We start from the raw sequence: 13,158 nt of genomic DNA on the forward strand, positions 1-13,158 counted from the left end.
CCATGCGCCGTCGTGATTTGCTGGACCTTTTGCTTCTGGCCGCCGTCTGGGGCGGCTCCTTCCTGTTCATGCGGCTTGCCGTGGGCGAATTCGGTCCGGTAGCGCTGATCGAACTGCGCGTTGGCTTGGCGGCCTTGTTCCTGATTCCCGCGGCCTTGTGGCGCGGCAAGCTGCCCATCATCGCCAGACATTGGAAAGCCATCCTGGTGGTCGGGACGCTAAATGCCGCATTGCCATTTCTGCTCTATGCCTATGCCGCCCAGTCGCTGGGCGCTGGATTCCTGTCGGTCGCCAATGCGGTGACGCCAGTCTGGGGCGCCGTGGTTGGCTGGCTCTGGCTAAAGGACCGGCTGCCCTGGTCGCGTTCATTGGGTCTGGCGATCGGCCTGCTGGGTATCGTGGTATTGGTCTGGGACAAACTCAGTTTCCAGGCCGGAGGAACCGGCCCCGCGGTATTGGCGGCGGTCTCCGCACCCGTGTTCTATGGTATCGCCGCCAACTGGACCAAGCGCTTTCTGACCGGCGTGGACGCCTTATCCAACGCCACCGGGAGCATGCTCGCCGCCACGTTGGTGCTGCTGCCGTTGGCACTGGCCACGTGGCCGGAAGCGCCGGTGTCGGCCCGGGCCTGGAGCGCGACGATCCTGCTGGCTGTCGTCTGCACCGGCGCTGCCTACATCGTCTTCTTCCGCTTGATTGCCAATGTGGGTCCGACAGGCGCTGTGAGTGTTACGTTCCTGGTGCCCGTCTTCGGCGTCGTATGGGGCGCCTGGTTCCTGGATGAAGCCATTACCGTATCGATTCTCACCGGCGCGGGCATTATCCTGGTAGGCACTGCCCTGGCCTTGGGCCTGGTTGGCGGCAAGCGCCGCACAAGCGCCGCTTAGCCGATTCGAACCTTGGGCGCCTGGCTCAACGGCAACCCGCGCTGATCCGCCGCCGACAATAACGGTATGCCGGCCAGCGGCCAAGCCACCGCCAGTTCGGGGTCATCCCACCGCACGCACTGCTGGGACCCGGCCTGGTAATAGGCCGTGGTCTTGTACGACACGACAGCCCGCTCGGACATCACCAGGAAGCCATGGGCAAACCCTTCCGGTATCCAGAGCTGCAGGTGGTTGTCACTGGAAAGCCGCTGCGCGGCCCACCGGCCGAAGGTGGGCGAATCCTGGCGCATATCCACGGCGACGTCGTAGATCTCGCCTTCGGTCACGTGCAGCAATTTTCCCTGGGGTTCCGAGGTCTGGTAATGCAGGCCACGCAACACATGGCGATGAGATTCGGACTGGTTATCCTGCACAAAGCGCAACTCTCGTCCTACCGCGGCATCCAGCACCGATTGCCGATAGGTTTCGAGAAAGCAGCCGCGTGCGTCCCGGTGCACCTCGGGTTGGATCAGCAGGACATCGGGCAATGACTGGGGCGTGATGATCATTAGAAGGGCAAACGCTTGAGCAGGCTCATCAAATAATCACCGTAGCCGCTTTTCTGCAGCGGCCCCGCCAACGCTTCGAGTTGCACGGCGGTAATCCATTGCTTGCGGTAGGCGATCTCTTCCGGACACGCGACTTTCAGGCCCTGCCTGCGCTCCAGCGTGGCGATGAACTGGCTGGCTTCAAGCAGGCTATCGTGGGTTCCGGTGTCAAGCCAGGCGTGGCCACGGCCCATGATCTCGACGCTCAGCTGGCCCTGCTGCAGATAGGCCTGATTCAAATCGGTGATTTCCAGCTCGTTGCGTGCCGACGGACGGATTGCCCGCGCCAGTTCCACCACCTGGTTGTCGTAGAAATAAAGACCGGTGACCGCGTAACTGGACTGCGGTATCGCGGGTTTCTCTTCAATCCGCAACGCTCGGCCGCCCGCATCGAACTCGACCACGCCATAGCGCTGCGGATCCTGCACATGGTAGGCAAACACCGTGGCACCCTCTTGCCTGGCATCGGCCTGCATCAGCAATTGCGGCAAGTCATGCCCATAGAACAAGTTGTCACCCAGGATCAGCGCACAGGACGCCTGGCCGATAAAGTCTGAACCAATCAGGAAGGCCTGTGCCAAGCCGTCTGGCGATGGCTGCACGGCATATTGCAAATTCAGGCCCCAGCGCGTGCCATCGCCCAGCAGCTGGGCGAAGCGCGGCGCGTCTTCGGGGGTGGCTATCACCAGGATGTCGCGTATGTCCGCCAGCATCAATGTGCTGAGCGGGTAGTAGATCATTGGTTTGTCATAGACCGGTATCAGCTGCTTGCTGACGGCCAGCGTGGCCGGATGCAGGCGCGTGCCGGATCCACCGGCCAGAATGATGCCCTTGCGAGACAGCGTTGACGTCATGGCAAGGAAGCCCTATGACGGTAGGCACCCGACACAATATCCATCACCCATTGCGGGTTGTCCAGATACCAGCCCAAGGTCTTCTCCAGGCCGGACTGGAACGTCTGCGTCGGCCGCCAACCCAGTTCATGCTGAATATGGGTCGTATCGACGGCGTAGCGGCGGTCGTGCCCCGGCCGATCCGCCACCATAATGATCTGTGTCTTGTACGAGGCCCCATCAGCCCGCGGCCTCAGTTGGTCAAGTTGCCTGCATACGGCCAGGACCACCTCGAGATTGGTGCACTCGCTGTCGCCACCCAGGTTATAAGTCTCGCCGGCCCGACCGCGCTCAAGAACGCGTCGCAGACCGCTGCAATGATCGGCCACGTACAGCCAATCACGCACATGCAGACCATCTCCATAGACAGGAATTGGCCTGCCAGCCAGCGCGTTATGGATTGCCACCGGAATCAGCTTCTCGGGAAACTGCCGCGGCCCGAAATTATTGGAGCAATGCGTCGTCAGCACCGGCAAGCCATGCGTCATGCCGCAAGCCCGCACCAGATGGTCGCTGGCGGCCTTGCTGGCGGAATACGGGTTATTGGGCTGAAAGGCGCTGGTTTCGGTGAAGGCCGGCGCATCCGGCGCCAACGAACCGTAGACCTCATCGGTCGAGACATGCAGAAAGCGGAAGTCGTCGCGGGCCTGGCCCGCCAAGCCTGCCCAGTAGGTGCGGGCCGCTTCGAGCAGACCGAAGGTGCCACAGATGTTGCTCTGGATGAAATTGCCGGCGCCGGCAATGGAACGGTCTACGTGAGATTCCGCGGCGAAGTGCAAAATCGCTCGCGGCTGGTGCGCCTGCAACAGCGCCGCCACCAGAGCCGTATCAGCGATGTCGCCCACCACTAGCTGATGGCGCGTGTCGCCTTTCAGGCTCGCAAGATTGGCGGGGTTGCCAGCGTAGGTCAGCTTGTCCAGATTGACCACGGGTTCATCGCTCTGCGCCAGCCAATCCAGCACAAAGTTGGAACCGATGAACCCGGCGCCGCCGGTGACGAGAATGCTCATTGCGTAATGCCCGAACGAAGGCCCGACCTTCCAGCCTTGCAGTTTACCGCCGCGGCCGCGACTCAGTACTTGTCCGACGTCCCCGTCAACGCCACGCCAATCCGCAGCAGGGTGTAAGACACCGCATCCACCCAGCGCCGCACCCAGCCGCGGCGCTGGTATTCCAGCGGCCGGATGAAGCGCCCGCCTTCCAGGATGGCCGCCTCCAGCCGCTCTTGCAGATCCCACGAGAACGGCTGATCGTCCACCACCACATTCGCCTCGCGCGCCAGCAGCAGGCTGAAGGGGTCCAGGTTGGATGACCCGACCGTGGCCACGTTGTCGATGACGGCCACCTTGGCGTGCAGGTAGCTGGGCATGTATTCGTAGATCTCGATGCCGTCCCGCAGCAATTGGTCGTAAAGCGAACGCGTGGCGTGATACTGCATCCGGTACTCGACCTTGCCTTGCAGCAGCAGGCGCACCCGCACGCCGCGCGCCGCAGCCTTGGCCAGGGCCCGGCGAAACTGACGACCCGGGAAGAAATAGGCGTTGGCGATGAGGATGTCGCGACGCGCCTGGGTGATGCCGTACAGGTAGGCGCGCTCAAAGGTCTGGCGAAAGCGCAGATTGTCCCGCAGTACCAGTGCGGCGCGTAGGTCGCCGCAAGGCGCCACCGGCGCATGGGTGGGCTTGGTGAGCCGCATGCGGCTCCAATCGCGCGGATGACGGCGCAGGCGAGCCCAGTTCAGGCGTACCCACAGCAGGTCCTGTGCGTAGGCGGCATCGGTGACCACCGGCCCCTGCACCTGCACCGCGAAGTCAAAGCGCGGCGCCGAAATGCCGTCGGTCGGATCCAGGTCATCGTAATCGTCGACGATGTTGATGCCGCCGATGAAGGCAATGCTGCCATCGACGACAGTGACCTTGCGGTGCAGGCGCCGCAGACGGCTGCGCGACGGAATGAACTTGGCAAACCAACGCGGCTCGGGGCGGAAAATGCGGCATTGCGCACCTGCCGCGGTCAAGCGTTCACGCACGGCATCGGCCGTCTCGGCGCTGCCGAATCCGTCCAGCACCACCCGCACCTTCACGCCGCGTGCGGCCGCGGCCATCAGGCAGTCCAGCACCTTCAAGCCGGTGCGGTCCAGCATGAAAATGTAGGTTTCCAGGTGCACGCTGACCTGGGCTTCGTCGATTGCCTTGCACAGGGCAGGAAAAAAATCGGTCCCGTTCTGCAACAAGCGGATCTGGTTGCCGTCGGTCCATTCCAACTTGACCTGCTCGGCCTTCACGGAAGTTCCAGCTCGGCCAGCAAGGGGGAATGATCGGACAGCCGCGCCCATTCGCGGCCGCGCAGCACACGCGCGCTGCGCACGGCAAAGCCGCGTTGGTAGATGCGGTCCAGGCGAAACCAGGGAAACACGGCCGGAAACGTGCGGGGCGGGGGCAGCAGCAGGCGCGAGCTACCGTCCATGCCCAGCTGGTTGGTGCGTTCCATGACGGACACGCCGCTGTTGGGCAGGCCGCGCAAGGCATTGCTCAAGCGTTTGACCGAGTCGCGTAGCCGCGGCAGTTCCCCGCCATGGCTGCGTGGCGCGTGCGAAAACACTTCATACAGGCCCAACTGCTGCACGAACAGCGGCGCCAGGCGGTCGCCCCAGTCGTTGAAGTCGCCCGCGATCAGGATGGGTTCGCCGTCCGGCACCATGCGCCGGATGCGCTCGGTCAGCGCCAGGATCTGGCGGCTGCGGCTGCCGGCAAACAAGCCCAGATGCACCACGAAGCAATGCACCGCACGGCCATCCAGTTCGATGCGCGCATGCAAGAGACCGCGCTGTTCCAGCCGGTGGTCGGAGATGTCCTGGTTTTCGTGGTCAAGAATGGGAAAGCGCGACAACAGCGCATTGCCATGATCGGTTTCATGGCGGACCGCATTGCGGCCATAGGCCACATCCAGCTTCAGGGCTGCGGCCAAGGACTCGTGCTGGGCATCCAGCAACGATTTCTGTTCGTTGCGACCCTGGACCTCCTGCAGGAAGACCAGGTCGGGGCGCAGGCCATACAGGCCCAGGCGCAATTCATTCAGGGAGTCACGCCGGCCCAGCGCCGAACGGCCCTTGTGGATGTTGTAGCTGACGACACGGATGAGCGACATAAAAGCGATGGCGCCTTTGAAAGCAGAGGAACCACTGGCCAAGCCCAGAAGCAGCCCGGCAAGCACCGCCACAAAGCGGCGTTTGCCAGATTACCCCAATTCCGCAATCCCGAGCCGCAACAAAAAGATGCTCACTGCAAACCCAGAGCCCCCAAGAACGCAGCACTCCGCAAGCAAGTGCCGTGTCACAAGCCGGGCCGCCGCGGATCCGGCTCCGCCGGTCCCGTGAGGCGCCCCCCTGGGGGGAGGCGCCTCCGGCGCGTCGGGGGGGGCCTACTTCTGCTCGACGTTGCGCAAGCGGATGTGCAGTTCGCGCAGTTGCTTCTCGTCGACTTCCGAAGGCGCTTGCGTCAGCAGGTCTTGCGCACGCTGCGTCTTCGGGAAGGCGATCACGTCGCGAATCGATTCGGCGCCGGTCATCATCGTGACGATGCGGTCCAGCCCGAAGGCGATGCCGCCGTGCGGAGGCGCGCCGTATTGCAGCGCGTCCAGCAGGTAGCCGAACTTCTCGCGGGCTTCCTCGGCGCCGATCTTGAGCGCGCGAAACACCTTGCTCTGCACTTCTTCGCGGTGGATACGAACCGAGCCGCCGCCGATTTCCCAGCCGTTCAGGACCATGTCGTAGGCCTTGGCGTACGCCTTGCTGGGATCGGTTTCCAGGAAGTCTTCGTGACCGTCCTTGGGGCTGGTGAACGGGTGGTGGGCGGCGGTGTAGCGGCCGTCTTCCTCGTCGTATTCGAACATCGGGAAGTCGACCACCCACAGCGGCTGCCAGCCAGCCGTGAACAGGCCCGACTTCTTGCCGAACTCGCTGTGGCCGATCTTCACGCGCAGCGCGCCGATGGCGTCGTTGACGACCTTCTCGCGGTCGGCGCCAAAGAAGATGATGTCACCGTCTTGCGCGCCGGTGCGCTTGACCAGTTCGGCCAGGGCAGCGTCGTGCAGGTTCTTGACGATGGGCGATTGCAGGCCGTCGCGGCCCTTGGCCACTTCGTTGACCTTGATGTAGGCCAGGCCCTTGGCGCCGTAGATGCCGACGAACTGGGTGTAGGCGTCGATCTCGCTACGCGACATTTCGGCGCCACCGGGCACGCGCAGGGCGACCACGCGGCTGCCGGGCGCCGTGGCGGCGGCGGCGAACACCTTGAAGTCCACGTCACGCATGACATCGGTGATGTCCGTGAACTCGAGCTGCACGCGCAGGTCGGGCTTGTCCGAACCGTAGCGGCGCATGGCTTCGGTCCAGGTCATGATCGGGAACGGCTGGGCCAGGTCAACGCCCTGCACCACCTTGAAGACGTGGCGGATCAGGTTTTCGAAGATCTCGCGGATCTCGAATTCGTTCAGGAACGACGTTTCGCAGTCGATCTGGGTGAATTCCGGCTGGCGATCGGCGCGCAGGTCTTCGTCGCGGAAGCACTTGGTGATCTGGTAGTAGCGGTCAAAGCCCGACACCATCAGCATCTGCTTGAACAGCTGGGGCGATTGCGGCAGCGCGAAGAAGTGGCCGGCGTTCACGCGCGAGGGCACCAGGTAGTCGCGGGCGCCTTCGGGCGTGCTCTTGGCCAGCATCGGGGTTTCGATGTCGATGAAGCCCAGCTGGTCCAGGAACTTGCGCGTTTCGATCGACACGCGGTAGCGCAACATCAGGTTGCGCTGCATCTGCGGACGGCGCAGGTCCAGCACGCGGTGCGTCAGGCGGGTGGTTTCCGACAGGTTGTCGTCGTCCAGCTGGAACGGCGGGGTGACCGACGCGTTCAGGATTTCGACTTCCTTGCAGAGCACTTCGATTTCGCCCGAGGCCAGCTCGGCGTTGGCGGTGCCGGCCGGACGCTCGCGCACCAGGCCCGTGACGCGCACGCAGAATTCGTTGCGCAGGCGCTCGGCGGTGGCGAAGGCGGCGTTATCCGGATCGAACACGATCTGCGCCAGGCCCGCGCGGTCGCGCAAGTCGATGAAGATGACCCCGCCGTGGTCGCGGCGGCGGTTCACCCAGCCATACAGGGTGACGGTCTGGCCGAGATGGTCGCGGCAAACCTGGCCGGTGTAGCAGGTACGCATCGGGATAACTCCGTTGTGTGCTTGGTTATAGCGTAAGGGTTACGAATCGGCGCCTGGCGCGTTCTGCGCGCCAGGTGCCGGAGAGAGCGGCGCCGGCCGGACGCCCGGCGCAACCGCCGGACCCGGGGCGACGACGCCCATGGAAACGATGTACTTCAGGGCCGCGTCCACGCTCATCTGCAAGTCCACCGTGTCGGCACGGGGCACCATCAGGAAAAAGCCGGACGTGGGATTCGGCGTGGTCGGCACGTACACGCTGATGTGGTCGCCCGGAAGCAGGTCGGCCACTTCGCCGCTGGGCGTGCCGGTCACGAATGCGATGGTCCAGCTGCCCGCGCGCGGATACTGCACCAGCACCGCGCGGCGAAACGCCTGGCCATTGGGGGCAAGCACGGTGTCGCTGACCTGCTTGACCGAGTTGTAGATCGAGCGCACCAGCGGAATGCGGCCCAGCAGGTTTTCCCACTGGTCCACCATGGTGCGGCCGATCAGGTTGGCCGCGAAAATGCCCGTCAACAGCACCACCACGATGACCAGGACGAAGCGGAAGCCGGGAATGTCGACGCCGAACAGCGATTCGGACGACAGGAAGCCAGGCACGAACCCTTCGAGGGTCGCGACCAGCAGCCCCAGCACCCACACCGTGATGACCAGGGGAACCCAGATCAGCAGGCCGGTGATGAAGTACTTTTTGATGACGCGCATACGCATCGCGCGCGGTCTCAGGAAGCGGAAGCCGAGCCGGCGGCGGGCGCGGGGGCAGCCGCCGGGGCCGGCGCGCTGGCGGCGGGGGCCGGGCTGGCCGCCGGGGCGGCATTATCGGACGACGACGCCGGCGCAGCGGCGCCGGTGGCCTGATTGCCGCCACTGCCGTTGCGGAAATCGGTGACGTACCAGCCGGAGCCCTTGAGCTGGAATCCAGCCGCGGTCACCTGCTTGGAAAACGTGCTTTGGCCGCATTCGGGGCAAACCGAAAGCGGCGCGTCGGAAATCTTCTGCAAGACGTCTTTGGCATGGCCGCAGGCGCTGCACTTATAAGCGTAGATGGGCATCGAGGGCTCCCTGGCGCGGGCCCGGCGGTTCAATAACCGTCGGCCGGACGGTGCGGAGCCAGGTTCGCCGGCGGGTCTTGCAAAGCAGGACACGGGGCCGGAACTGGCGCCAGACCGGACAACGGGCGGGCAAGGCCGGAAAAATACGGGAAAGTCTTGAATTTTAGCGGTTTTTCATGAAGGGCCGGCGGCAACCTCACGGCGGGGCCCGTGGGGCCGTCGCCGGGGCGCCGCCCCCCGCCCCGTCAGACGGGTAGCAGGAACATCAGCGCAGCCACCAACGTAGGCCCCAGTGCGGACAAAAACAGCCGTCCGGACGAGATGCTGCCGTCCGGAAAATGGTTTTTCAGGATGGCGAACCCCGCCGGGTTCGGCGCGTTGGCAATGACCGTCAGGCCGCCGCCCGTGACCGCCCCGGCCACCAGCATGTAGCGCCAGGCCTCGCCCGTGCCCTCCACCAGCGAGCCCAGGTAGGTCAGCGCGGCGTTGTCGGTCACGGCCGTCAGGGCCGTGGCGCCCCAGAACAGCACGAAAGGTTGCAGGCCCCCCAGCAAGTCCTGCAGCCACCATTTCTGCAGGCCGCCCAGCACCACCAAGCCGGCCAGGAAGAACCCAACCATCAGGCCTTCCTTGATCAACAGACGGTTCTGGTGCCGCTTGTAGGCTTCGGCAAAGCCGATGAACATCATCAACAGGCCCAGGAAAATGGCGGGATGGTGCGCGGTCAGCACGACGGCCACCAGGAATACCAGGTGGATCAGCATCACCAACGGCGGCACGGGCGGACGCTTGTCATGGCCCTCGGCGCCATCCACGCCGGCGCCGGTGCCCACCGTCCGTTCAAGCAGGGCCTTGCGGCACACGAACGTCAGGATGCCGGCATTCAGGCAGACCGCCACCGCCGCCCGCCAACCGAAGTGCTGCACCATGTAGGCCGAATCCCAGCCAAAGGTGGACGCCACCATCAACACCGGCGGCGCGGCATACGAGGTCAGCACCCCGCCGATGGACACGTTGACGAACAGCACGCCCAGGGTCAGGTACTTGAAGCCCGCGCGGCCGCTGGTGCGGAAATACGCGTCGCGCAACAGGATCGCCGCCAGCGTCATGGCTGCCGGTTCGGTAATGAACGAGCCGCCCAGCGGCACCAGTGACATCACCACGAAAAACGTCGCCAGCTCACGTGGCAGGGGTACCGCGCGCGCCGTCATGCGCACCAGCAACCCCACCAGTTCCAGGATCGGCCGGCTGGCCGCCACCACCATGATGGCGAATACGAACAGCGGCTCGGTGAAGTTGCGCGTGTCCATGTAGCCGATGGCTTCGGCTGGCCCCGACAACGCGGCCATCGCCACGATCAACGCGAACGCCCAGACGCCGAAGACGGCCTCGACTTCCGAGAACAGATGCCAGAAGCCCGCATGCGGCCCGCCCCGATGGGCAAGACGAGCAAACACGGGCACGGAAAAGGTGTGAAGCACCGCCACGACGAACAAGACAGTGGCCAGGACTTCGATGGGCTGGGGCATTGAAAGTGCTTCCGGGAACAGGGATTCAGGCCATGTGGACACGGCCCCCGCGAGGCTCGGCGGGCAAGGGTCGCAATATAGCGCAGCGACTTTGCCGCCTTCTACAGTGACAACCCGGGCTTGCGCGCCCCAATGGACACCGCCGATGGCCCTGAGGACCGCGGCGCCCCCTCAGGCGATCGGTGCCGGCGGCTCGGCGCCGGCTTGCGCGGCCTTCATTTCCATCAACAGGCTGTGCAGCATTTCCGTGGACAGGCCGTGCAGCACCAGCCGGTAGCCAGCCCGCAATGTCGACATCGGCACCAGCGGATGGCTGTTGTTCACCAGGATCAGGTGCTGCGGCGCCCCCAGCAACTTGGCCGCGTAGATGCCGATGGTTTCGTCCAGCTGCAGCGAATTGGCCGCGCGCCAGAAATCGTTGTCGGTCAGCATCAGCTGGTACAGCGGCGTGAACAGCTCGATCGCGCTTTGCAGATCCAGGAAATTCAGCTTGCCGCGTGGCATGTCTTCCAGCCGCAGATCGGGATCGCGGATCATCGAGAAATCGACCTGCTCCGGCGCATGCATCTCGACGCCGGCATCGCGCAACGCCTGGTTCAGCCGGATCACGAAGTTGAACAGGTTCAGGTCGTGCTTGACGAACAATTCGTCCTTCAGGTCGTCGATCTCCATCGGCTCCAGCGGCGTGGTGGTGATGCGCACCGGCGAATTGGCCGCAATGAACGACAGGGCCTGCGCGCCCAGGTGAAAGTGGCGCAGGATGAGCCAATTGGCTTCGGGCGACACGAAACGCTTCAGGCCCCACGCCAGGATGCGGTGCAGCAGCCGCGAATGCGACCAGCGGCGCGGCAGGAACGTCTTCACGACCTGGATGAGGATGATGAAGGCGCGCGCCAGCGGCCGCAAGAACGGCAACAGATACTGGCGCGAAGCGCAGCTGGAATCCGTCAGCCAGGCTTTCTTGACCTTGTCCGGCAACGGCGTGCTGCGGTCCAGGTACAAGGCCAGCCACGGGCTGGGATCGGCGGGATCGTGCGCCTTGGCCAGGAAATCCGGTTCCGTGTTCATGCCGCGCCGTCCTCCATCACGTGATGAAACTGCATCAGGTACAGCGCCGCCGTGCGACGCGCGGTGTCGACGATGCGTTGCTCGGCGCGGCCATCTTCATCGCAGTCCAGCGCCAGTTCCACGGCGGTCAACCAGCGGGCCAGGTGGTTCTCGTCGTTGTGGCCATGGTATTCCAGGAAGCGGAACGCGTCCGGCGGCAACTTCAGGCTGGCCTTGAGCAACGGCAGCAGCGCCGGCACGATGCGCTGGCCGGTGCCTTCGATGATGTAGATGGCGCCCAGCAGGCCGATCGGGTCGCGGGTGGCGGCCAGGCTGTGCAGGTAGGCGTTCAGCGCTTCGCCGCCGGGGTTGCGGCGCAGCAGGTCGATATTGTCGATCGGGCCGCCGGCCGTGCGGTAGTCCTGGAACAGGATCTGGAAATCGTTCTGTTCCTCGCCGGCGTGCATGTCGATCAACGCGGCCAGCGGCTGGTACTGCTCGGTGAGCGACGCCGCGCCTTCACGCATCCACTTGCTGCCTTCACGCACCTGCGGAATCCAGTTTTCCATCCAGTTCAGGTAGTCGGCGGTCTGGAACTGGCGGTTGCGCAGGCGGCGCACCACCGGCGTGCGCCAGACACGCGAACGGTAGTCGTGCCAGATGGCCGCCAGCTCGGTCAGCAACTGGCCCAGGCCTTGCGGCGCCATGTCCGGATCGTGCGGCGGCGCGATGGCATCAGCATCGGCGCTATGGGCGTCTTCGCGCCCGGCCGCGGTCTGTACCGCGCCGGTCGACACGGGCACGGCGGCGCCCTGCACGGCCTCGGCTTCCAGCAGCATGTAGGCAGCCATGAATCGGCCCGACTCGGGGATGTAGCAGAAGATCTGCTCGCCCGGCTTGACCTCGCGCGTTTCCAGGAACTCGGCCAGCATGATCAGGATCGATGCCGCCCCCGTATTGCCGCGCCAGGCCAGGTTGCTGAACCAGCGTTCGCGCGGAATCACCAGGCCGGCCTTCTCCATCAGGTCTTCGACCACCGGAATGAATTTCTCGGACGAGTAGTGGCACAGGAAATGATCCACCTGGTCCGGGTCGAGCCACCCGTCGCGTACCAGCTTGGCGTACTCGTGGATGCCGATGTCGAACAGATGCGGCAGCAGCCGGATGTCCTGGCGCAGCGACAGCGCGCCGTCCGCCTCGGCTTCGTTCCAGGACGGATAGTCCAGGTGCCCCTTCTGCCGATCGGCCGACAGGCCCAGCTGCATGCAGACCGGGTAATCGCCCGAGAACGAACGCTGGTGCACCCACTTCAGACGCAACCGCACGCCGCTGGACGCGCCCGGCAAAGGCTGCCCGCCCTGCCCCAGCAGCACAGCACCCGCGCCGTCCGACAACATCCAGCGCAGGAAATGCGCATCGAAATCCGCGTCGTAGCCGCGCGCCGCGAAGCGCGAGCGCTTGAACATCCGCGACGGCAATTCGGCCGCCACGGCCAGCGCGCGGGCATGCCCGCCCATCTCGACGCCCTGCGCCGCCGACTGGATGGCTGAAACACCGGCCGCGCAGATGCCATGCACTGACAAGGTTTCCATCGGATGCGCGGCCAATTCGCCCTGGATCATGTTGGCGAACCCAGGCATCAGTGCGTCGCCGCCCGACGACCCGCTGGTCAAGAGCGACACGTCCGCCAGGTCGCTGTCGTTGCGCCGTAGGCAATCGCGGATGGCGTTGGCCGCCAGCTGCGCATTGGTGAACACCGTGGCGCCTTCGGGATCGATCGCGTAATAGCGCTGCTTGATGCCGTTCTCGGCCAGGATGCGGCTCTTGATGCGGCTGGACATGCGGTTCAGCGGTGCGATGTAGCTGTCCATGGCCTCGTTGGACACGGGCTCGCCCGGCATGAAGTAGCCGGCACTCTCCAGGTAGACACGATTGAACGCGATAGGCATGGCGGG

The 13,158-nt window shown here is 64.7% G+C and carries 12 protein-coding genes; 1 reads left to right on the forward strand and 11 read right to left on the reverse strand.

Features of this window, described 5'->3' with window-relative positions; translation table 11 throughout:
• Positions 1-2 precede the first annotated feature (2 nt).
• On the forward strand, positions 3-887 hold the full coding sequence (locus ACUDP5_RS28625; RefSeq protein WP_445657845.1) for a DMT family transporter: 885 nt from the start codon (positions 3-5) through the stop codon (positions 885-887).
• Here the strand turns inward: ACUDP5_RS28625 and rfbC are convergent.
• The 11 genes from rfbC to ACUDP5_RS28680 all read right to left on the reverse strand — a co-directional run bounded on the left by rfbC (position 884) and on the right by ACUDP5_RS28680 (position 13,152).
• Positions 884-1,435 (reverse strand): dTDP-4-dehydrorhamnose 3,5-epimerase, encoded by a 552-nt coding sequence (rfbC, locus tag ACUDP5_RS28630; protein ID WP_445657846.1) that lies wholly within the window; start codon positions 1,433-1,435, stop codon positions 884-886. The two genes, ACUDP5_RS28625 and rfbC, sit on opposite strands and share 4 nt — an antisense overlap.
• Complete coding sequence (rfbA, locus tag ACUDP5_RS28635; RefSeq protein WP_445657847.1) at positions 1,435-2,328, reverse strand: glucose-1-phosphate thymidylyltransferase RfbA; 894 nt, start codon at positions 2,326-2,328, stop codon at positions 1,435-1,437. Before rfbA ends, rfbC begins: the two co-directional genes overlap by 1 nt.
• Entirely contained in the window at positions 2,325-3,377 is a 1,053-nt protein-coding gene (gene rfbB / locus ACUDP5_RS28640; RefSeq protein ID WP_445657848.1) for a dTDP-glucose 4,6-dehydratase, read from the reverse strand. The genes rfbA and rfbB overlap by 4 nt, the downstream gene beginning before the upstream one ends.
• Positions 3,378-3,439: 62 nt before the next feature.
• Positions 3,440-4,651, reverse strand: a complete 1,212-nt coding sequence (gene clsB / locus ACUDP5_RS28645; protein ID WP_263913020.1) for a cardiolipin synthase ClsB — start codon at positions 4,649-4,651, stop codon at positions 3,440-3,442.
• A complete protein-coding gene (locus ACUDP5_RS28650) occupies positions 4,648-5,514 on the reverse strand; it encodes an endonuclease/exonuclease/phosphatase family protein (RefSeq protein WP_263913021.1) in 867 nt (288 codons plus the stop codon). Before ACUDP5_RS28650 ends, clsB begins: the two co-directional genes overlap by 4 nt.
• Positions 5,515-5,787: 273 nt before the next feature.
• A complete protein-coding gene (gene aspS, locus ACUDP5_RS28655; RefSeq protein WP_263913022.1) occupies positions 5,788-7,575 on the reverse strand; it encodes an aspartate--tRNA ligase in 1,788 nt (595 codons plus the stop codon).
• Positions 7,576-7,614: 39 nt separating this feature from the next.
• On the reverse strand, positions 7,615-8,280 hold the full coding sequence (locus ACUDP5_RS28660; RefSeq protein ID WP_263913023.1) for a DUF502 domain-containing protein: 666 nt from the start codon (positions 8,278-8,280) through the stop codon (positions 7,615-7,617).
• 17 nt (positions 8,281-8,297) lie between these two features.
• Positions 8,298-8,627, reverse strand: coding sequence for an FmdB family zinc ribbon protein (locus ACUDP5_RS28665; protein ID WP_263913024.1), 330 nt, complete (start codon positions 8,625-8,627; stop codon positions 8,298-8,300).
• A 245-nt stretch (positions 8,628-8,872) separates the two neighbouring features.
• Positions 8,873-10,156 (reverse strand): putative Na+/H+ antiporter, encoded by a 1,284-nt coding sequence (locus ACUDP5_RS28670; RefSeq protein WP_263913025.1) that lies wholly within the window; start codon positions 10,154-10,156, stop codon positions 8,873-8,875.
• A 171-nt stretch (positions 10,157-10,327) separates the two neighbouring features.
• On the reverse strand, positions 10,328-11,224 hold the full coding sequence (locus ACUDP5_RS28675; protein WP_263913026.1) for a DUF6999 family protein: 897 nt from the start codon (positions 11,222-11,224) through the stop codon (positions 10,328-10,330).
• Entirely contained in the window at positions 11,221-13,152 is a 1,932-nt protein-coding gene (locus ACUDP5_RS28680) for an iron-containing redox enzyme family protein (RefSeq protein WP_263913027.1), read from the reverse strand. Before ACUDP5_RS28680 ends, ACUDP5_RS28675 begins: the two co-directional genes overlap by 4 nt.
• Between the last annotated feature and the right edge of the window lie 6 nt (positions 13,153-13,158).

This window comes from Achromobacter sp. NCFB-sbj8-Ac1-l (assembly GCF_052695805.1).